The sequence below is a fragment of the Dysgonomonas sp. HGC4 genome (assembly GCF_001261715.1).
In the GTDB taxonomy this organism is placed as follows: Bacteria; Bacteroidota; Bacteroidia; order Bacteroidales; family Dysgonomonadaceae; genus Dysgonomonas_A.
Window position 1 is genome coordinate 1 of sequence record NZ_CVRU01000195.1, and the last position, 18,540, is coordinate 18,540.

The 18,540-nt window shown below is 36.2% G+C and carries 22 protein-coding genes; 9 read left to right on the forward strand and 13 right to left on the reverse strand.

Going from position 1 to position 18,540, the window contains the following annotated elements:
* On the reverse strand, positions 1–288 hold a 288-nt coding region (locus HGC4_RS17910), incomplete at its 3' end, for a GNAT family N-acetyltransferase (RefSeq protein WP_157258385.1).
* Between the two features lie 303 nt (positions 289–591).
* Between HGC4_RS17910 and trmB the strand changes: the two genes are divergently transcribed.
* Together trmB and HGC4_RS17920 are read left to right on the forward strand one after the other, a co-directional pair.
* Complete coding sequence (trmB, locus tag HGC4_RS17915; protein WP_050711511.1) at positions 592–1,350, forward strand: tRNA (guanosine(46)-N7)-methyltransferase TrmB; 759 nt, start codon at positions 592–594, stop codon at positions 1,348–1,350.
* 33 nt (positions 1,351–1,383) lie between these two features.
* Complete coding sequence (locus HGC4_RS17920) at positions 1,384–2,496, forward strand: Mrp/NBP35 family ATP-binding protein (protein ID WP_050711565.1); 1,113 nt, start codon at positions 1,384–1,386, stop codon at positions 2,494–2,496.
* Positions 2,497–2,560: 64 nt separating this feature from the next.
* Here the strand turns inward: HGC4_RS17920 and HGC4_RS18755 are convergent, their stop codons facing one another.
* Positions 2,561–2,692 carry a ComC/BlpC family leader-containing pheromone/bacteriocin gene (locus tag HGC4_RS18755; protein WP_157258386.1) on the reverse strand — a complete coding sequence of 44 codons (132 nt, stop codon included), beginning with the start codon at positions 2,690–2,692 and terminating at the stop codon, positions 2,561–2,563.
* Between the two features lie 253 nt (positions 2,693–2,945).
* On the opposite strand from HGC4_RS18755, the gene HGC4_RS17925 reads away from it, so the two are divergent.
* Entirely contained in the window at positions 2,946–4,325 is a 1,380-nt protein-coding gene (locus HGC4_RS17925; RefSeq protein ID WP_082204237.1) for a sensor histidine kinase, read from the forward strand.
* A gap of 400 nt (positions 4,326–4,725) precedes the next feature.
* On the opposite strand, the gene HGC4_RS17930 is transcribed toward HGC4_RS17925, so the two are convergent.
* From HGC4_RS17930 to HGC4_RS17980, 11 genes are all read right to left on the reverse strand, one after another.
* The gene (locus tag HGC4_RS17930; protein ID WP_050711513.1) at positions 4,726–5,097 is read right to left on the reverse strand and encodes a hypothetical protein; all 372 of its coding nucleotides are present in this window, start codon (positions 5,095–5,097) and stop codon (positions 4,726–4,728) included.
* Positions 5,094–5,348, reverse strand: a complete 255-nt coding sequence (locus HGC4_RS17935) for a hypothetical protein (RefSeq protein ID WP_050711514.1) — start codon at positions 5,346–5,348, stop codon at positions 5,094–5,096. The genes HGC4_RS17930 and HGC4_RS17935 overlap by 4 nt, the downstream gene beginning before the upstream one ends.
* Position 5,349: 1 nt before the next feature.
* Positions 5,350–5,544, reverse strand: a complete 195-nt coding sequence (locus HGC4_RS17940; RefSeq protein WP_050711515.1) for a hypothetical protein — start codon at positions 5,542–5,544, stop codon at positions 5,350–5,352.
* Positions 5,545–5,627: 83 nt separating this feature from the next.
* Positions 5,628–6,146 carry a hypothetical protein gene (locus HGC4_RS17945; protein WP_050711516.1) on the reverse strand — a complete coding sequence of 173 codons (519 nt, stop codon included), beginning with the start codon at positions 6,144–6,146 and terminating at the stop codon, positions 5,628–5,630.
* Between the two features lie 6 nt (positions 6,147–6,152).
* Positions 6,153–6,722 (reverse strand): phage virion morphogenesis family protein, encoded by a 570-nt coding sequence (locus tag HGC4_RS17950; RefSeq protein WP_050711517.1) that lies wholly within the window; start codon positions 6,720–6,722, stop codon positions 6,153–6,155.
* Between the two features lie 9 nt (positions 6,723–6,731).
* Positions 6,732–8,603 (reverse strand): phage tail tape measure protein, encoded by a 1,872-nt coding sequence (locus HGC4_RS17955; RefSeq protein ID WP_050711518.1) that lies wholly within the window; start codon positions 8,601–8,603, stop codon positions 6,732–6,734.
* An 86-nt stretch (positions 8,604–8,689) separates the two neighbouring features.
* Positions 8,690–9,748 (reverse strand): phage minor head protein, encoded by a 1,059-nt coding sequence (locus HGC4_RS17960; RefSeq protein WP_082204238.1) that lies wholly within the window; start codon positions 9,746–9,748, stop codon positions 8,690–8,692.
* Positions 9,749–10,011: 263 nt separating this feature from the next.
* Complete coding sequence (locus tag HGC4_RS17965; RefSeq protein ID WP_050711520.1) at positions 10,012–11,235, reverse strand: phage portal protein family protein; 1,224 nt, start codon at positions 11,233–11,235, stop codon at positions 10,012–10,014.
* 20 nt (positions 11,236–11,255) lie between these two features.
* Positions 11,256–11,699 carry a phage protein Gp36 family protein gene (locus HGC4_RS17970; protein ID WP_050711521.1) on the reverse strand — a complete coding sequence of 148 codons (444 nt, stop codon included), beginning with the start codon at positions 11,697–11,699 and terminating at the stop codon, positions 11,256–11,258.
* A complete protein-coding gene (locus HGC4_RS17975; RefSeq protein ID WP_050711522.1) occupies positions 11,700–13,250 on the reverse strand; it encodes a hypothetical protein in 1,551 nt (516 codons plus the stop codon).
* Positions 13,240–13,728 (reverse strand): terminase gpP N-terminus-related DNA-binding protein, encoded by a 489-nt coding sequence (locus HGC4_RS17980; protein ID WP_050711523.1) that lies wholly within the window; start codon positions 13,726–13,728, stop codon positions 13,240–13,242. The genes HGC4_RS17975 and HGC4_RS17980 overlap by 11 nt, the downstream gene beginning before the upstream one ends.
* A gap of 204 nt (positions 13,729–13,932) precedes the next feature.
* Between HGC4_RS17980 and HGC4_RS17985 the strand changes: the two genes are divergently transcribed.
* Genes HGC4_RS17985 through HGC4_RS18010 form a run of 6 tightly spaced genes read left to right on the forward strand, consistent with a single transcriptional unit; the run spans position 13,933 to position 18,313 of the window.
* Positions 13,933–15,030 carry an ATP-dependent Clp protease proteolytic subunit gene (locus HGC4_RS17985; RefSeq protein WP_050711524.1) on the forward strand — a complete coding sequence of 366 codons (1,098 nt, stop codon included), beginning with the start codon at positions 13,933–13,935 and terminating at the stop codon, positions 15,028–15,030.
* Between the two features lie 34 nt (positions 15,031–15,064).
* Entirely contained in the window at positions 15,065–15,970 is a 906-nt protein-coding gene (locus tag HGC4_RS17990) for a hypothetical protein (RefSeq protein WP_050711525.1), read from the forward strand.
* Between the two features lie 6 nt (positions 15,971–15,976).
* Entirely contained in the window at positions 15,977–16,312 is a 336-nt protein-coding gene (locus HGC4_RS17995) for a hypothetical protein (RefSeq protein WP_050711526.1), read from the forward strand.
* Positions 16,313–16,314: 2 nt separating this feature from the next.
* Positions 16,315–17,559: a DUF2586 family protein gene (locus tag HGC4_RS18000; protein WP_050711527.1), complete on the forward strand. Its 1,245-nt coding sequence runs from the start codon at positions 16,315–16,317 to the stop codon at positions 17,557–17,559.
* Positions 17,560–17,561: 2 nt separating this feature from the next.
* Positions 17,562–17,972 carry a hypothetical protein gene (locus tag HGC4_RS18005; RefSeq protein ID WP_050711528.1) on the forward strand — a complete coding sequence of 137 codons (411 nt, stop codon included), beginning with the start codon at positions 17,562–17,564 and terminating at the stop codon, positions 17,970–17,972.
* Between the two features lie 5 nt (positions 17,973–17,977).
* On the forward strand, positions 17,978–18,313 hold the full coding sequence (locus HGC4_RS18010; RefSeq protein WP_050711529.1) for a hypothetical protein: 336 nt from the start codon (positions 17,978–17,980) through the stop codon (positions 18,311–18,313).
* Positions 18,314–18,540 lie beyond the last annotated feature (227 nt).

An 18,540-nucleotide genomic window follows, 5' to 3' on the forward strand; every position in this document is an offset into this window, starting at 1 on the left:
TTCATATTCCTGTTTAATTAAGTTTTGATATTCGGGGTGGCGATCAATATAGGTTTTGGTATAAGAACAGAGCGGTGTGACTTTTAAATTATTCTTGGTTATATAAGTCAATAAATATTTTGTCAATGCACCAGCAATCCCTTGCCCTTCGTATTTTGATTCTACACCCGTATGAGTAACCACCAATACATTATCTTCTTTATAGTAATTTATTACTCCTACTATTTCCTGATTTGACAAAGCTTCAAATCTTTCTTCTTCTAAATTATGCTTTATTTCGTATTCCATATTTGTTATTTTATTAATTAAATAAAAGTATTTAGCTCTACACTTTAGCGTTGGCTGGCTATAACTGTCATACTTACCAAAGTTATAAAAAAGGTATAAGTCCTTAAAAGATTATGACACTTGTACCCTTATGTAAACAAATATATAACGAAAGAAGTTTAAGAAAGTGATTTAGCTTTCTTGTTATAAGTCTAATCAAGATATTTACAGTACACTCTTTTTAATGTATCTTTGTCTTTTAATTTGAGGTGTATACCTATTATTAAGTATCATAAAATATTATAGTTCTAAGAGAGTCGAAATATGGGAAAGAATAAATTAGCAAAGTTTGCTAATATGAATGAATATCCACATGTGTTTCAATATCCTTTTGCTGTATTAAAGGAAAAAGGATTTGAAATGAAAGGAAAGTGGAATGAGATGTTTTTTAAAAACAATAATCCCATAATCCTCGAATTGGGATGCGGAAAAGGTGAATATTCTGTGGGATTGGCAAAACTATATCCAGAGAATAATTTCATAGGTGTCGATATCAAAGGAGCTCGTATGTGGTCGGGGGCTAAGCAGTCTTTTGAAGAGAAATTGGAGAATGTAGCTTTTTTACGAACTCATATCGAACTGCTAAGTAATTTCTTTGATGAGGGAGAAGTCTCAGAAATATGGATTACTTTTCCAGATCCTCAGATGAATAAAGTAAATAGACGAATGACTTCAACACGTTTTATGAAACTATATGCACAGTTTCTTAAGCCCAATGGAGTAGTTCATTTGAAATCGGATAGTAATTTTATGTTTACTTATACTTCAGAAATGGTAGATTTGAATGATCTGAAGGTGCTATTTAAGACAGATGATTTATATCATTCGGATTTAGTAGATGATATCTTAAGTATCAAAACATTTTATGAACAACAGTGGATTGCACGAGGTCTGAACATAAAGTACCTTAAATTCGAGTATTTGCCTAAAGAAGATTGGGTAGAACCTGAAGTTGAAATAGAGCAAGATAGTTATCGGAGTTATGGAAGAAGTAACTCTCAAATTCTAACAAAACGAATATAAATAAGAATCCAACTAAAATAATATATAATGAGTATAAAAATATATCCGAAATTAGTTCTTGATGCGCTACGTAATGTGCGTTATCCCGGAACAGGTAAGGATGTCGTAGAAATGGGACTTGTATCTGATGATATTCATATCGAAGGTAATAAAGTTAGTTTCTCTATGCTTTTCGAAAAGCCTAACGATCCTTTTATTAAATCTGTAGTTAAAGCCTGCGAAACGGCCATACTTACATATATAAGTCCCGATATTGATATAAAGGGAAATATTGAAGTTAAAACAAACGAAGTTGCTCCTCCTCCCGCTGCTCCTAAGCTATTGCCTGAAGTTAAAAACATCATAGCTATATCATCAGGAAAAGGAGGTGTTGGTAAGAGTACTGTAACAGCTAATCTGGCAGTTGCATTAGCAAAACAAGGTTATAAAGTAGGTGTGCTTGATGCGGATATATTTGGTCCTTCTATGCCGAAAATGTTTGATGTGGAAGATGTTCAACCATTCTTGGAGCTTGTAGGGAATAAGGAAATGATAATTCCCGTTGATAAATACGGTGTGAAAATGTTGTCAATAGGTTTCTTTGTGAAGAAAGAGAGTGCTATTGTTTGGCGCGGAGCTATGGCAGGTAATGCTTTAAAACAATTGATAACTGATGGTAATTGGGGTAAGCTCGATTATTTCTTGATTGACTTTCCTCCAGGAACAAGCGATATACATTTGACTTTGGTTCAAACCTTACCAATAACAGGAGCTGTAGTTGTAAGTACTCCTCAGGAGGTTGCTTTGGCTGATGCACGTAAGGGTATTGATATGTTTACCAATGAAAAAGTAAATGTACCGATTTTAGGATTAGTCGAAAATATGGCATGGTTTACACCTGCTGAACTTCCCGAGAATAAATACTATATCTTTGGAAAAGATGGAGCAAAGAATTTGGCTGAGGAAATGAATGTTCCTCTATTAGGTCAGATACCTATTGTACAAAGTATATGTGAAGGAGGAGATAGTGGTAGTCCGGTAGCTTTGAATGACAATTCGGTGACTGGCGAAGCTTTTGCTCTTTTAGCACAGCACTTTGTAGCTTCAGTAGACAAGAGAAATAAAGACGGTGATCCTACTCAAAAGGTTGAGGTGCATCTAAAATAATAGTAAATAAAAAAAGCTAGTCATATGATTAGCTTTTTTTATTTACTGGAAAAAGATCAAATTCTTATTTTTGATTTTCACTCTCGTAGTAAAACCACTCTCCTCCTGCATATACCCAATGTTTCTCACCTCCTCTGATCTTTTTTAAGTCACTATTTTCTAATTTTTTAAAATCTTTGACTTCTTTCTTTTTCATAATTGACTTTTTATTGATGTTTTTATTATACTTTCCTAGAAGTAAAGATACATCTGTTGTTCAGATGTTTATATAATAAAATAGTCATATTTTTCTCGAATAAGAGCTCTTTCAGGTTAAATCTTTATTGATGTTTTTCTTTCTTTTCTTTCTTATTTGTAATTATAAAATAGCAGCGTTTTATCTATTTTTGTCTTATATTTGATTCTTTGTATAGTGCTTGAGCAATAAAATGATTTAATATCTTTACTTTATGAAGTATACTTATATGACGAGGTTCTCTATCTGCGCAGTTGGAGTAATATTTTTATTACAAGCTTTGCTAGTTTATCGTCTGTTTCAGACGAATTTAGACTTGCTTCAACGTGAGTTGAATTTGACTACGCAATCAGTATACAATATGGATTTGAATGCACGCCTAGAATTAAAAGGGGGAACTAGTACGCCTGATGTTAAATATGCAGGAACGACACCTCCTCCAGGGGTTGATACTACAAAAATCACTCGTATTGGAGGCGGTGCTCAAGAAAATAAAAAACATAGTAGAGATAAAGGATTGGTTTCTGCTATGAATTTAGCAATGGAGGAATTTGTAGGAAGAAAGTATCCTGTAAACTTGCATTCAATAGATAGTTTGGCTGGAACTTTGTTTAAAGAGAATAATATTAAATTGAAGTTCTATTCGGAAATTGTGGATGTAGATTCTAATGAAGTATTAGAAACTTCTTTCTCTGGAGCTTCTAAGCCCTCAGATATTCTTTATTCTAAAGGTATCCCTCTGAATCTAAAACAAACGAAAGTACTTCGATTAGTCCTTATTAGTCCAATGTGGGAGATTTATCCTCAGATGGCTTGGATGTTGGTTCTTTCATTATTGCTTTCTATATTCTGTATATACAGTTTACACATACAAAAGAAAACTTTAGCGAAACAGAAACAATTGGCAAGCTTGAAAAATGACTTTTTCTCAGAAGTATCCCATGAGTTTAAACGTCCTTTGGCCGTTTTGCGTCAGACAATGAATTCTCTAGGAAATGAGAAGATAATTTTGAATGAGGAAAAAAGAACTCGCATGTTGAGGATTGGAGAAGAAGAGATTCTAAATATGACAAGTCGAACAGAAATGTTCTTAAGTCTTGCTCAGGATGATGAAGGCCTTTTCGAATTGCATCCTACCGAATTTGATATTGTGAAAGTTGTTTTCGATTTAGCGGATAAGGCTGTTGATACAACGCCTGGGTCACCTGAAATAGATGTCGATAATGAATTGAAGGATTCTATGATTTTCGCAGATAAAGATCATATGGAACATTTGGTTTCGAACTTAATAAGTAATGCAATAAAATATTCGAAAGACTCAATCGATATACATATTAGATTATACAATGAAAATAATAATGTCTGTATTTCGGTAAAAGATACAGGAGTGGGTATTTCAGAAGAGAACTTAAATGTTGTTTTCGAAAAATATTCGCGTGTTGGAAAAACGACTCATGCTAAAGGTCATGGAATTGGCTTAAATTACGTAAAACGTATTACTGAAAAGCATGGAGGAAGTGTCTCTGTTAAGAGCGAACTAGGTGTTGGTAGTGAGTTTATTGTAAAATTGCCCTTAGTAAAGAACGTAAAATAATTATTAGAGGGCAGAACAAAAACGGCAAAATAGTTTAAGATGTTAAGATGTTGATATAAAAGAGGTTCAAATAATAGAATGATAACACCTCACTGGTAAAAGACTGGTAAAAGACTGGTTAAAAACGGCTCGAAAACCGCATGAATAAAGCACTTTGATGGACACCTAGCGGTGAACCATGAAAGTGCTTTATTTTGTGTCTATATTGATAACACTCTGTTATCATCAATATACGCACTTTTTAAGAAAAGGATGTGATAACAAATGTGTATGAATTGAATTGCTTATTTTAAAGTTCTTCTAGCTAATATTCTTATAAGATCTTCCATGAATTTATTAGCTTTTAAAATAGCTTCCTTTTGAATAGGACGAATATATATATTTATATTGTATGTTGGTTTCATAAGATTTTTCCAGTTAAAGTAAAATATAAGTTTTGAAGTGAGTGAAGATCATATATTGTTGTACGTTTGAAGCAATCACCCCATACAATATAGAAATAGCCATCTTCTTCTGTTAGACGAAACAATATATCTTTAGTGAAAATATTCTTATTCTTTCTAAATTTAAATGATAGAAGTATATCTTCTGTTAAAGAAATAGGTTCAATCAATTCAAGGTTTACAATAGTAGTTGGTTGGTGTGGGTTAACTAAAGTAATACTATATTGGTAAGGAGTACTTTTTATATCTGATAGGACAATTCCTAAAACCTGATATACTATACTATTATAGATAACTTTATTTCCAATTCTTAATTCATCTGCTTTCATAAGTTTGTTTTATTTGGTGGTAAATCACTTTGTAGTTGTAATGAGCGTCTGACATCTCCTGTTGATATAGTTTCTTTTTTTGATATGATAACTTTGTGTGTAACATAGTCAAAATCATTGAAAGGATGCTTTTCTAGCTTTGATTTGCTTGCACCCAGATCATCTAGGTTGCTATCCTCAATCAGAGCAATCAGTGAGGAATATACCTTAATCTTTAAAGGCTTCTGATATATACGAACAAATACTTTCATGTCATTCTATAATTAATTGCAGCTCAGCCCCTGCACACCCATCTCCACTTGAACCAAATACAAGTGTATGTGATTCTCTCATTATGCAAACTTCTTCACCGCTTTCATCTTTGGTATAAATACTTATTTCACGGCTTCTGCCACTTGCTCCTTTTTCTAACTTCTGTAGTAATTTTATTAATTCTGTAGTTGTCATATATTATAGAATAAAAAAATAATATGCAAGTATAGTATATTATACTTGCATATTCTATTATTTTTTTGATAAAATACAAATAGTTATTCTATTTCTTTTACCAGTTGTCCTTGTAACCTGATAAGCTCAATTATACCGTATTCAATTTCTTCAGGTGTGCCTGTCAAATCTTGCAGATAGGCTTCAAAAGTATAGGATTGATTGTGGTAATTTACTACTTGTGTATCTACTATTGCTTCATTGACAAACTCTAAACGGCTTGTATTACCTAGTCTTGTACCTTCAAGAAGCTCTTGTATAATGGTATGATATAGGAATCTTTTTAAACCGCTTGCATGCTCTATCATTACATTTGATGCATCAGGCATTTCATCTGTAACAACATGCAGTATCATAGTTACTAATCGAGGTTTGTTTCTTCCTTGTCCTACAAGTTGATAATCTACAAATATGGCAGGTAATGAAAAATATTCATATTGATCTGGTTCTTCAGGCTGTGACCTGTACAGATCAATAAAGAAATGTGATTCGAGGTCATATTTTTCAAACTCTTCTTTGTTCTCCTCAAATAGTTTATAGAGGTTCAGTAATGGTTGTATCATAATTAGTTATCTTAAAGCCCTTCTGAATCGGGCTATTGTATGTAATTCTATTCTTCTGATCAATGTATAACTTTCACCTAAAAACTGGCGTTGTGGTATCTTTAAATTCATTTTACGTTTGTGTGCTCTTACTGTAAACGATTTTACAGTCTGCGTTTTTACCTTCTCTGTACGTCCAGCTCTGGTGCGTGTATGTGCTTTTCTTCGGTGCGATTTTACTGTATGTGATCTTACATTGACGGTTTTATTTATTTCACCGCCTGCATTGTGTATTTCTGCATACTCAACATCTGTACCTATTATTACTTCATCAATTGTTGCTTTGATCTTTCGAATACTTCTTTTTAAGCGTCCTTTGTCAACAAGTAATGTCTGGCTTCTCCTTTTTGATCGACCTCGCACTTTTTTGCGAGGCTTCCAAGGGTGTTTTGTTCTATCCAGCCACGCTTGTTCTCTAAAACGATCTTTACTGAAGTTTACAGCTATTGTTGCTATTTCAGGGGGTAATCGTTGGTAAGTTTGCAATACAGCATCTAATCTGCTTGTAAAGCTTGTCATATCTACATTATATGCCATATCATTATATTATGAAGCTGTTTCTGCACCTCTTATAACTCTCATAAACATTTCTGTCATTTTACGCTCAAATTCGTCTACACTTAAGCCGTTAAATGTTTGGTGTGTTGGTGAAAAACCTTTTATAAAACTGTCAATATTGATAGTGATATTCTTAGTTTGAGTACCGCCTTTAATACCTTTCATATCATCGGCTATTGTAGTGCTGCCTGTACCAGTTGTGCTGCCTGTATCGCCTGTTATAGCTGTAGGTACACCTGAAAAGTCGCCTGAATCATCATTCTTTTCAACATCAACTTTTATTCTTTCCCTAATATTATCCATATTAGGCATCTTGAAGTTGGTGAGCTTGTTATAAGCACCTTCAAAGTTTAAAGTGAATACATCATATAAGAGACTTCCAATCTCAACTAGCATATCTTTAAGCCACATTAAATAAGGTCTAACAGAACTGTATAAGTCTTTAAAGCCTCCTTTCAAACCTGTGATCTTACCAAGCCATTCACCCAATTTGCCAACTACAGCAGAGATAATAGAATACAGATTGTTAACTATATTCACTATTAAAATAATACCTCCATAAGTGATTTTAAATAGAACTTCGAAAACTAAGCCTAAACCGCTAATAAGGTCACGGAACATTTCTGAACTTCTATACAAATCTTTCCAGTATTGAATGATACCTAGTACTTTTTCACCAACTTGAGAAAGAATAGGTAAAAACAGTTCTCCTATATGTATCATTTCAACTTTAATCTGGTTTTGAATTATTTTCCAGCTTTCGAGTGGTGTTAATGAATCAGTATAGGCTTTTTCCATTGAGCCTGCAGAGTTGGTTGTAGCATTTATAGCTTTTTCAAGTGCTGGTATATCTTGCATTAATGAAGAAATACCTAAAGTTCCCATCTGATCAAGACCTAGTTTATCAAATTTGATCATTCGATCTTTATCAGACAAACCTTTCATTTGACTATCCAGTTCTTTGACTATGTCTAAAATTGGTTTGATTTTTTTTGTCATTGGGTCAAAAACATCTATACCTATTGATTTGAACCCTGACACGTACTTACCTGTTGCTTTATCAATTTGCCCTATGGCTATTTTCTGAGAGGATAACGCACGCATAATACCTTCTAAAGAGGTTGCAGACTTTTCTACACTTAAACGTCCTGTAAGCATTGCAAAAGCACCTGCAGTTTGTTCAAGTTCGTAGCCTACATTCTTTGCGAGTGGTATTACTTTGGGTAGGTATTGTGATATGTCTTTAAACTCTGCATTACCTTCTTTTACTGTTTCGAAAAGAATATCATACACACGAGTAGCTTCATAGCCTGTTGACATCATAACTGCAGTACCTGCAGCTGCAACAGTTTCAATTTCTGAGAAACCTGCTTTTGCAGCTCTCAAAGTTGGTTCTAATGTATCTAAGGATTGTTTGACACTAAGACCTGCAGATATAATTTTACTGAATGCTTTGGGTACTTCTTCGAGTTCAGCCACATTTCGACCACCTATCTCAAGTAATTTGTCTGAAAGTTTACCCAGCATTTTTTTAGATAGTTCTGCAGTGACGTTTATTTCTGCCATTTGCACATGCCAGTCATTTGCAGCCATTGTACATTTTACAATAGCTGCACCAACAGCGGCTATGACTGCACCAACTGCCATGTATGGGTTGGCTAAAGAACCCAAAGCCCCAGACAGAGCAGGTACTTGAGCCTGAATAGATTCAAATATCTGGGAATTTCGGACACCGAAAGCATTTAAACGATCTTGCATACCTCCTACAGCCCTTGTAACCTGCCTGCGTGCTGTATCAAGACCACGCCTTAAGTTGTTTCTTAAGTCTATAAGTAATTGTAATTTAGCAACTCCTGCCATAATATTTGTATATTAATATAATGTTTGTATATTTGTATCGGTTTGGCTTGAGGGCTTAACCTCCACAAAAGCGGTTTTAACTTCGGTTATTGTCGCTTTTGTTCTGTTTTATACTCAAGCTTCTCAGTGTTATTAACCAGCCACACGGTTAAATCTTCTTTACCTTCATAGTGCTTTAATTGCCCCTTTATGATCTGATCAGCTTGGTTTATATCCATGCTTTCGGGTATATGTATTACAATGTGTTCAGCCTGCTTTTTGCCGTTTTTAATTGCATTCTGAATAGATGATTTACTACCATTTGAAGTTTCATATTCAATCGGTTTTTTATTATACATTGCATCAGGGTTCTTTTTAGGAAACTTTTGTAAATAGCTTTCAGGCAAATAAAGCTTTCTTGCTTCTGCATCTTTCTCAGAAATGATCGGTAATAGCTTAATCTGGGCTTTCTTGTCATACTTTTTTAAAAGCTTACTTATATCTATATTTTCAATCAGTTCTTTATCTCCGTGAAGTGGGTGTATCTCAAGTGAAATACCTTTACCAAAATCAACATCTATAAAAGTGTTTTTAGGTGGTAAATAAGATAATGCTTTGGTTATTTCTGCTCTGGGTACACCTGTGTAATACGGGTGATTTTGTGGATAAATAAGCCCTGTATTAGCTAAATTGGTTTTAAACATTTCAGGTATACCCACATCAGGTATATTTTTATCCAGTGTTACACGTCCATATCCTGCGAGTTCCTGTACTGCTTCGCATCTACAGCCCCAGCCGTTAGGTGGGTAATGAGTAGTCCAAAAGCTATCCTTAAGAGGTCTTATTATACCATCAAGTAACTGATGAGCTGCACGTACGTGATCATCACCGACCGTTTGATATTTAAGGTTTGGTATTACATCAGCCTCTCTTTCAAATTCAGCCCATCTGGCAGCACTCTGTGAAGCTGCAATAGCAAAGTTATATTCAGTCTCAAGCCACGTTATATTGTATTGATCTAGTATACCTTCTGCAGCTTCTTTAAAGTCTGAAAATGAACGTACTTTACCTTCATTATCTTTTAATGCAAGGGTTAAATCTCGCATTTGTTGATAGTTCTTTGATGCACTGAAGTTCCACACGTCACGCACCAGATGAGTCAACATTTCTGCATCAGGTGTAGTAAAGTCTGCTTGAGATTGAAAAGAATCAATAACACTGCCTGATAATGTTCTGACAGTTAAATCAAGTAAGCTGTCAAGGTCTTCACCTTTGCTGGCACGCTCTAAAATAGACTGTCTTAGCTTGCTAAGCTCATCTGTGTACTGAAATGGCAGACCTTCTTCAGCTACTGGATGAGAACCTTTACAGTGTGGGCAAATGTCTTTATATAATTGAATGGGAACATAGTTTGCCCTTGCTTGTTCCCTTATCGAAAATTTCCACTAAAAGCTGTTGGTGTTTTGCCTGTATCTAATACATTACTCGCTGCTCTTTTACCTATGATCGGTAAATTATAAGTCTTTCTTAGTTCTTCTTCATCCATCTCATAACCCAGCTCCATAGCTTCTCTAGCAATATTCCACTGTTCGCTCAATGTTTGATCTTCTGTTTCGTCAAATACATATTCATGCTTCGTATTATCAAAGTTGAAACCTAGATTTTGGAGTATCGGAAAAAGTTGATCATTTATGCAGAACATCATATTTCTACGATCTGCCAATGCAATTTTATCATCAAGTGTTTTCTCGTGTATTTCCGTTTGTGATCTGTTTGCACCTTCATCAACCATTGTTGTCGAACCTACCATTCTTTTGCTTACTTCATTGTTTTGAAGCTTTGCATTTTCGATATACGTTTTTTCAGGATTACCAGCGTTTGCTAAATCGTGTATGGTGATTGTTGTTCCGTACGGTAAAACACCAGTACCAGAATCACCTAAATTTTGTAATGACTTTTCAATCTTTGGAACTTCTGCAGTATTGTTGGTTGTTGCTGTGATCAGTGGTTTACTGAATCGCTCTGTAAATTCAGCATATGACTGTAAAGCGTTACGCTTCCAAATTACATTGGGTATGACATCATTGATAAGCCCAAATTTAGAAGGGTGCATAATCTCTATCACATTGGGAACTTCGAGATAATTCACATATTCATTGCCTGCAACCTCTAAGTACATTCGTGCCTTTTGAGGACAAATGTTTCTTCTTGGTATGATGCTGAATTTTGGCAGATCATTTATTCTGAAAAATTGTGCTACTGTGTATTTTTTAAATACAGAATCAAGTGCATTATCTAAGAACTCAAAAAACCATTGCTTGTTTAAAAAGTCGGTTTGTTCGTCCAGTTCTTTTTTAGTTGTCTTATCTCTTACATAACCTCTATGGTTGAGCGTTGCAGATTTACGCACATCAATAACAGATGCAAGATGTGCATCAAGTATCAAGTCCTCAATAGTATCTTGCATACCGTACCAGCGTGGGTCATCGGGGCTTTCTGCAGCTCTTAAGTGTTGTCTCCAACCGTCTATGTCTTTTCGGTTTCTATCTGTAAATTCTTGAGCGATGGTAAGAGCCATCTCACGAACTTCTTTTTTGGGTGCTGCTTGTGAAACAGGACTTTTACCCCAGTTGAAAAAATCTTTAAAGCCCATTTAAAGTAAGTTTAAATTGTTTACCATCTTTGATTTTCTTGCGGTTTGCTGTTTATGCGTACCTCAGTGTATTGATTGCCGTTTTCATCAACAACAGGTGGCAAGTCAACAGGATTAGTACCGTTACCTACATCTTTAAGCCAGTCAATTACATCTTGGTATCGGGTTGATCGGTGTTCTGGTATATCCTTCATCCCTGTTTGACTGTACAGGTGATATAAAGCAATGTCGATTGTTGCAGTTACAATATACTGATCACGTGTATCTTTTTCACCTTCTAAAATGGGTGCAAAAATCAACCTGCAATCATAGCGTTTGCCTATCCTGTTGCGTATTTGTGCCAATGCTGTTTGTTCGGCTCTAAACAGTTTAGGACTGTTGTAAAAGTCGGTTGCGGTCAACAAACGAAGTATTTCGTTTTTTATCTGCATGTCATAATCTGACTCTAATATAAATCGTGCCATTTAAAAGCGGTTTTTACCCGTTGTTCGGGGTGTAGTTCTTATTTCAAATTTCTCTATAAAAGTGGCTTTGTTAAGCTCTGATATTGCAGACTGTAACGCATCAGGTGCATCATCATTTGCACCACTTCCTTTCTCGAAAGCAAGCAACTGATCAATCATATTTACAATGTCCTGTTTGTTCTTTAAAAGCTCATTGAAGAATACATTGAGACGCTCAAAGAAACCTGCCATTGATTCAATACGATCAAACTTGTTATGCTTTTGCCCTTTATCAGCTGTCACTGGTATGTAGTAACCACGGCTGTCACCTTCCATATCAAAGTCGTTCACAAACTCATCTTGTGCAAATAACCCCTCTATCAAGTATCTGACATTGTATTTTTGAAGCTGTAACTTTTCGTACAGGTCATACAACCATGTTGCAGCTACAGCACGAGAAGTTTGACGAACAAAAGCGTCTATGATATGAAATTCACGACCTTTTTTACCAACCAAAACGAGTGCTTTATAATCACCTTTGTCTTTGTAAGACAAGTCACCATACAGGCACAAACTATCATACATGTGCAATGGCAGAATCTTTTTATACTGCATCCATTCAGGGTTGAATATTGTACCATCTACAAGAGGTATGCACATATATTCACGCATCCACGCTCTGTAAGGTGTTGCTGCACGTTTCTCTCTCCAGTACTGAGCCGTATATTTTGCAGACCACGAAGGTGTAAAATCAGCATCCAGTACTGCAGGCGTTTTGATATGATAAAATGTTCTTGGTAATCCTTGTTCTTTGGCTGCTTTATTGGCTATTTCAGATTGCTCTATCAGTTTGGCTTGTAAAGAGTTTTTATGTATAAGGTTGTTGTTAAAAACAAACCGTTCATTTCCTTTATCAAAACACCCCCATAGCGAACTGGTTATATAGTCCATTCCTTCACGTATCAAGCGATCATTGTTACACATTTTCAGTGTGTCAATATCATCACAGGCGATATAGTCGGGGCGGTGTTCACCATTACGCAAACCTCTGGGGTCTTGTCCGAAACCGATTGCCTGAAACTTTACACCGTCCTTTGTCGTGAAATTGCCATCAGCCCAACTGCCATGCTTAAATTGATCACCATAATCATTTTTTAATCTGTCATTGTGTGTAAGTTCTGCCTGAACATCTGCAAGCAATTCTGTTGCTTTCTCATCATTGCGACCAACTAACAACATGAACCACATTTCCTTTTTAACCAGTGCCAGAAATAACGGTACACCTAAGACCGTTATCACCGATTTTGCACTACCTCTAAAAGCATCATTCAGCAGTTTTATAATGAATTTAAAGATTAGCAGATCAGCAATTTTTTTGTGAAAAGGAGCTGATTCACAAGTAGCATAGTGAGGAAAATAGTAAGCCCACCATTTAAGAAAATCAGCCTCAAGTGATTTTATACGCTTGTATTTTTGATCAGGTGTTTCATTTATATTTATAGTTGCAGCTTTTTGAATCAGTACACAATGATCATCATATTCACGCTGAATCTTGTCATAGTTAATTGCCATTCTCCTGCTGAATTTTGAATGTTAAAAACATCTTGTGATACTGTGTCATTTGTGCTGCAAGTTTCGGTTCTCTCTCACACACAAATTTGTCAAGCTCAACAAGTACATCACGAACTACAGCAGGGCTTGCTTTCTTGCTTATGTAGTCGTAAGCTTTCATAACCTTACTCAGTGAATCTGCATCTACTTCTTTTATTTCCTCTCCTTTTTCATTCTTTCTGGTTATACCGTTTACGTTTCGCATTGCAGCCTGTAGCAACGTTTTCTTAAGTTCTGCAGGACCTGTAGTAAATAAGTCTTTTGTATCATCCCATTCATATTTATCACGCCATTCATAAATGGTTTTGATATTCCTTTCCAGTTCATCAGCAATAGCTTGAGGTGATATACCTTTTTCCACATACAACCATTCTGCATGTTTGATCTCACTTTTTGTTGCAGCTCCTTTTGTAGTCTTTTTAGTCTCTTTCTTAGCCATTGTTCAGCTTTTTTAAGAACAATATTACCCAGATTATCAGGCTGTTTGCAAACCACGAATAAAGCCATTTAACTATTTAATAAAGTGGCTTTATTGTTCGTTAAAACAGCTTTGTATCTCATAGTTCTATGTAATGCAAAGTGATATACTTTAGCAATCTCAAAACGCTTTAAAACGGCTCAAACAATGCTTATGTAAACGATTATGCAGATTAAAGAACTAGATAAAGAACATGTTGAAGCAAAGCTGTACGGTAATATCGGGGGCTTTTTCAATAACGGTGAAACCTTCACGGCATTACTAGAAGGCTTTGAGGCAAAAGGCTATAAAGAAGTAACCTTCAGGATGCACTGTTACGGCGGTTCAGTACTCGAAGGCAATGTTATGTACAATGCTTTGCTAAACTCGAAAATGAAGATAAACATCATCATTGACGGTGTTGCAGCTTCAATGGGCTTCTATCTGCTGCCTTCTGTAGCAAACGTGTATATAGTTGAAAATGGTTTCGGTATGGCACACAGAGCATCAGCCCCAGAGACGGGCGATGCTGATGCACATTTACTTGTTGCAAAACTTCTGCAGGATATGGAAAGCAGTTTCATAAAACGACTCACAGAACGTACAGGAATGACAGCAGACGAAATAAAATCAATGTGGTTTGATGGTCGTGATCATTGGCTTAATGCTGATGAGATGGTGAAGTACGGACTGGCACAAAAGAAACTGCCAGCAATCGCAAAAAACATACAAGTACTGGATAGTGAAATAGTAAAAGGTATGACTGCAGAGGCTATGTATAACCGTTTTGCAGCACAATTAGATAATCAAAATATTAATTCAAAAAGTGATAAAATGAAACAAATTCTTATTGACACTTATAAGCTTGAAGGTGTAACTGCTGAAAGTAGCGATGCAGACATAATGGCAAAGATGAAAGAAAAGACTGAAGGCTATGAAGCTTCAGCAAAAGCCAAAGAAGCAACGGTTATTAAAGCCCTGCTGGATAATGCGAAAGTTGCTGCAGGTGATCAGAGAACTGCGTACGAGCTTATTGGTGCTACAGCAGGTATTGAAGCTTTAACTGCAATACTACCTAAAGAAGCCCCTTCTGCGATTGTACAACCTATTGCCAGCCTTATAAAGAGTGAAGTTGTTGGTGAAGCTGTCGGTGCATCTGCAGTAGTTCAAAACTGGGACTGGTATCAGGCAAATGCTTCTGCTGATTTAGAGGCTATGCAAACTGCAAACCCTACACAGTTTAACGCTTTGTATAAAGCAAAATATGGCGTTGAACCTGCTTAATAAAACATTTAATTAATCATATAAAACTACTAAAATGGCAAATGTTTATAGAGAAGTCTGGACTGGTGAAGTAATTAAAGCCTTTGAATGGGGTCTTAAAGATACCTTTCTTGATGGGGTACAAGATTACAGTAGACATGTAACAGGAAATGATGAAGTACAAGCAATCCATTCTATTTATTTCGGTGTTCGTCCTGATGTTTTGATCAATAATACTACATATCCTATCTCCATTCAAGAGCTGGATGGTGACGATATTACTATCACATTAGATAAATATCAAACAACAGTAACACCCATTACGGATGATGAACTGTTTGCCTTATCATACGATAAGATCAAAACGGTTAAAGATTCGCATTCTGATGCTATTGTTGAAAACAGGCTGAGAAAAGCTGCACATGCATTAGCTCCTTTGAATCATGACATTCAACACCCCGTTTTGTTAACAACTGGTGAGCTTGTGGGTAATCGCAGACGCTTACGCTGGGAAGATATTATTAATGTACGTTCAGCCTATGCTAGAGCAAAAATTAAGATTGAAGGTTTACGCTTTATTCTTTGCCCTGATCACGTTAACGATTTGTTAAATGAAGAAAAATCATTGTTTGGTAAAAGCTATGCAAACTTTCAAGGTGGTGTTATCACTAATCAGCTAGGTTTTGAGTTCAGAGAATATGAGCTAAACCCTTACTACAATGTAGCGACAAAAACAAAAGTTTCGCTGGGTACTATTCCTGATGATGATGTACACTCTCAAGCTTCTTTTGTTTTTCCTCTCAAAAAAACAGGTCGTGCTACAGGCTTAACCAAAATGTACTGGTCAGAAGCAAAGAACGACCCAACGATGCAACGCAATCTCGTTTCTTTTCGTAACTATTTTATTGCTATGCCTCTTGTATTAGAAGGCTTTGCTGCAATTATATCACCTAAATCATAAAACGCTATGACAGCTACAGCAGAACAAATTGAAAAAGGCAAAGAAATAGCCAAAGACTTAAAAGTCAAAAAGCTTTATCTAAATGATAAAGGTGAGTTTTTCACGTCTCAGAACCTTGCAAGCTTATCAGTGAAAGCAGACAAAAAGAAGTATACCACGCTCGACTATTCAACTACATCACTGGCATCTGCAGATGAACTTGAAGAGCTTGCACAAATATACGCACTTGAAACTGTAGAAGAAGTTGACGAGATTCTTGATGTTGAGCTAGAAGGTGAAGGGCGTCGTGAAATAATAGAAGCTTGCGAGACTCGCAAACAACAACTTCAAAACCCTGAATAATTATGACAAGTTTACGTGGAGTCACAATAAAAGAAGGCAGAATAGGCACAAACGTTGCAGGCGATAACCGAGAATTTGGTTTAATCTGCAACGGTGTAGCCGTGGCTGGAAAGGCTTTGCTGTCTACAACTTATAAACTGTTGCGTCCATCCGATGCAGAAGCAATTGGAATTGATGAAGCGTACGACACAACAAACAAAGTAAGAGTATACAGGCACATTACAGAGTTTTACCGCCGTGCTGGTGAAGGGCGTGCATTGCACATTCGCTTAGTACCTCAAACCGTAAAGCCTGCAGAAAAGATTGCAGATGCAAAAGCATTGATTATTGATGCTGAAGGCAGAATTTCCGATTTAGGCGTTGCGTACAATCCTGTTGCACCTTATACCGATACTTTGGTTGATGGTATAAATGCAGATGTGAGAGCAGCAATACAACCCTTACAAAATTTAGCGGTGTGGGCTGATGAACACGATATGCCTTTACACGTATCGCTTGAAGGTCGTGCAATGGGTACTGATCTATCAACCGTTATTGATCTGAGAGCCTTAAAAGTAGGTGAAGCAACACTGGAAGCTACAAAGGTTACTTTGATTGCTGGTCAAGATTGGACGTATGCAGATACCCTTGATGATCTGGGCAAAAAATTTGCCGATGTAGGCACATTTTTAGGTGTTATTGCTTCTCAAGCTTGGAACAGAAACCCAGCAGAAGTTGCAACACAGAACCTTACTGATGCAACCCGTAATATCTGGGTTGTCGGTGGTTTGAGTTCACATAAAAAATACAGTGAAGTATTTGATAACCTCGAAACACTGAACGCAAAAGGGTACGTCTTTCCTATTCGCTATCAGGGCTTATCGGGTTACTGGTGGAATGATGGTCACGTGTGTGCTCCTATTGTCTTAGATAACTTAGGAAACATCAACCAACACACTATTTACTACAGTCATACAATGGATGAAGCAAAGCGTGCTTTGCGGTTGGTCTATCTGCCTGAAGTGAAAAAGCCAGTGCAGCTTGAGAAAGGCAAACTGCCTGCTACAATAGTAGGTTATTTTGATGCAATAGGCGATCAGAGATTTAATCAGTTAGCAGGTAGTAATCTGATTTCAGAAGGCAAAACATACACCGATGCAGATAGTGATCTGTTGATAGAAAAGACGCTTAAAATACGCTTTGCAGTTGTACCAACAGGGTGTGTTAATGAGATAATTGGTACTATAAATCTTAAAAATCAAGCATAACAATGGCTAGAATAAGAAGATTAGGAGAAGTGTATTCAGCTGGTGATGTAACCGTAACCCTTGATAATAATTATAACATTGACCCTTCAGCAATCAGTTACGGTTACGAATATGCACATGAGTATCAGAGAGGGCTTAGACGAGAGCCACGAGGCTGGCGAATGGGGCAGAAAGATCAGGAAGGTAGTATAACACTGCCTTTGGATATGTCAACAGAACTGGAAAACAAATATGGTGATCTAGCATTTATAAGACCATTTCCTATAAATGTAGCATTTGCCAATGCTGAGAATGAAATGATTTACGATCGTGTCTGGGCTAAGTTTAAAGGAAACAAAAGAAACGTCACAGGCGATGGAGAGCTTGAAAACGAATACGAATTATTTATAATATCAATCGACTTAAACATATAAAAACAATGAGTGATAAATTACCCGAAGGCATTACTGCAGAAATGATTGCAAATGCAAAAACTAAATACGGTCAAAATAAAGTGAAGCTAATCGATCTACCAATTGATGAAGATAACACAGCCTATAAAACAGTTTTAGCTACTGTTCCAACACGTGCTATTATCGGTCAATATATGCGATGGGATGCTAGCGACCCTAAAAAAGCTCAAGAGATTCTGGTTAAAAATTGCTTGCTGTCTCACAAAGACGAAGTTTTAGCCGATGATGGGCTTTTTTACGGGGCATTAAACAGTTTGTCTGAACTTATACCAGTTCGGAAGGGTATCATAAAAAACTGCTAGAGCAACTACCTAGAATACCTAGTATAGACAACTTAGATAGTTGCTCGCAAAAAGGTGATTTTGAAGCACTCTTTTACATGACAGATGCTATGATCAGGTTCTACTTCAAAGAGAACCCTGATACATTGAATGATTTTGAGTATATAAAAAGATATAGAGAACTGACTTGGCTCTCAAACGAAGGTTTTTTAACAGGTATGAAACCACAGGATAAAAAGGAAAAAAGA

What these genes read in the sequence shown, in the direction of transcription:
- trmB (WP_050711511.1), top strand. Translation starts at nt 592, where the DNA reads ATGGGAAAGAATAAATTAGCAAAGTTTGCTAATATGAATGAATATCCA.
- HGC4_RS18755 (WP_157258386.1), bottom strand. Translation starts at nt 2,692, where the DNA reads ATGAAAAAGAAAGAAGTCAAAGATTTTAAAAAATTAGAAAATAGTGAC.
- HGC4_RS17925 (WP_082204237.1), top strand. Translation starts at nt 2,946, where the DNA reads ATGAAGTATACTTATATGACGAGGTTCTCTATCTGCGCAGTTGGAGTA.
- HGC4_RS17930 (WP_050711513.1), bottom strand. Translation starts at nt 5,097, where the DNA reads ATGAAAGCAGATGAATTAAGAATTGGAAATAAAGTTATCTATAATAGT.
- HGC4_RS17935 (WP_050711514.1), bottom strand. Translation starts at nt 5,348, where the DNA reads ATGAAAGTATTTGTTCGTATATATCAGAAGCCTTTAAAGATTAAGGTA.
- HGC4_RS17940 (WP_050711515.1), bottom strand. Translation starts at nt 5,544, where the DNA reads ATGACAACTACAGAATTAATAAAATTACTACAGAAGTTAGAAAAAGGA.
- HGC4_RS17945 (WP_050711516.1), bottom strand. Translation starts at nt 6,146, where the DNA reads ATGATACAACCATTACTGAACCTCTATAAACTATTTGAGGAGAACAAA.
- HGC4_RS17950 (WP_050711517.1), bottom strand. Translation starts at nt 6,722, where the DNA reads ATGGCATATAATGTAGATATGACAAGCTTTACAAGCAGATTAGATGCT.
- HGC4_RS17955 (WP_050711518.1), bottom strand. Translation starts at nt 8,603, where the DNA reads ATGGCAGGAGTTGCTAAATTACAATTACTTATAGACTTAAGAAACAAC.
- HGC4_RS17960 (WP_082204238.1), bottom strand. Translation starts at nt 9,748, where the DNA reads ATGTTGACTCATCTGGTGCGTGACGTGTGGAACTTCAGTGCATCAAAG.
- HGC4_RS17965 (WP_050711520.1), bottom strand. Translation starts at nt 11,235, where the DNA reads ATGGGCTTTAAAGATTTTTTCAACTGGGGTAAAAGTCCTGTTTCACAA.
- HGC4_RS17970 (WP_050711521.1), bottom strand. Translation starts at nt 11,699, where the DNA reads ATGGCACGATTTATATTAGAGTCAGATTATGACATGCAGATAAAAAAC.
- HGC4_RS17975 (WP_050711522.1), bottom strand. Translation starts at nt 13,250, where the DNA reads ATGGCAATTAACTATGACAAGATTCAGCGTGAATATGATGATCATTGT.
- HGC4_RS17980 (WP_050711523.1), bottom strand. Translation starts at nt 13,728, where the DNA reads ATGGCTAAGAAAGAGACTAAAAAGACTACAAAAGGAGCTGCAACAAAA.
- HGC4_RS17985 (WP_050711524.1), top strand. Translation starts at nt 13,933, where the DNA reads ATGCAGATTAAAGAACTAGATAAAGAACATGTTGAAGCAAAGCTGTAC.
- HGC4_RS17990 (WP_050711525.1), top strand. Translation starts at nt 15,065, where the DNA reads ATGGCAAATGTTTATAGAGAAGTCTGGACTGGTGAAGTAATTAAAGCC.
- HGC4_RS17995 (WP_050711526.1), top strand. Translation starts at nt 15,977, where the DNA reads ATGACAGCTACAGCAGAACAAATTGAAAAAGGCAAAGAAATAGCCAAA.
- HGC4_RS18000 (WP_050711527.1), top strand. Translation starts at nt 16,315, where the DNA reads ATGACAAGTTTACGTGGAGTCACAATAAAAGAAGGCAGAATAGGCACA.
- HGC4_RS18005 (WP_050711528.1), top strand. Translation starts at nt 17,562, where the DNA reads ATGGCTAGAATAAGAAGATTAGGAGAAGTGTATTCAGCTGGTGATGTA.
- HGC4_RS18010 (WP_050711529.1), top strand. Translation starts at nt 17,978, where the DNA reads ATGAGTGATAAATTACCCGAAGGCATTACTGCAGAAATGATTGCAAAT.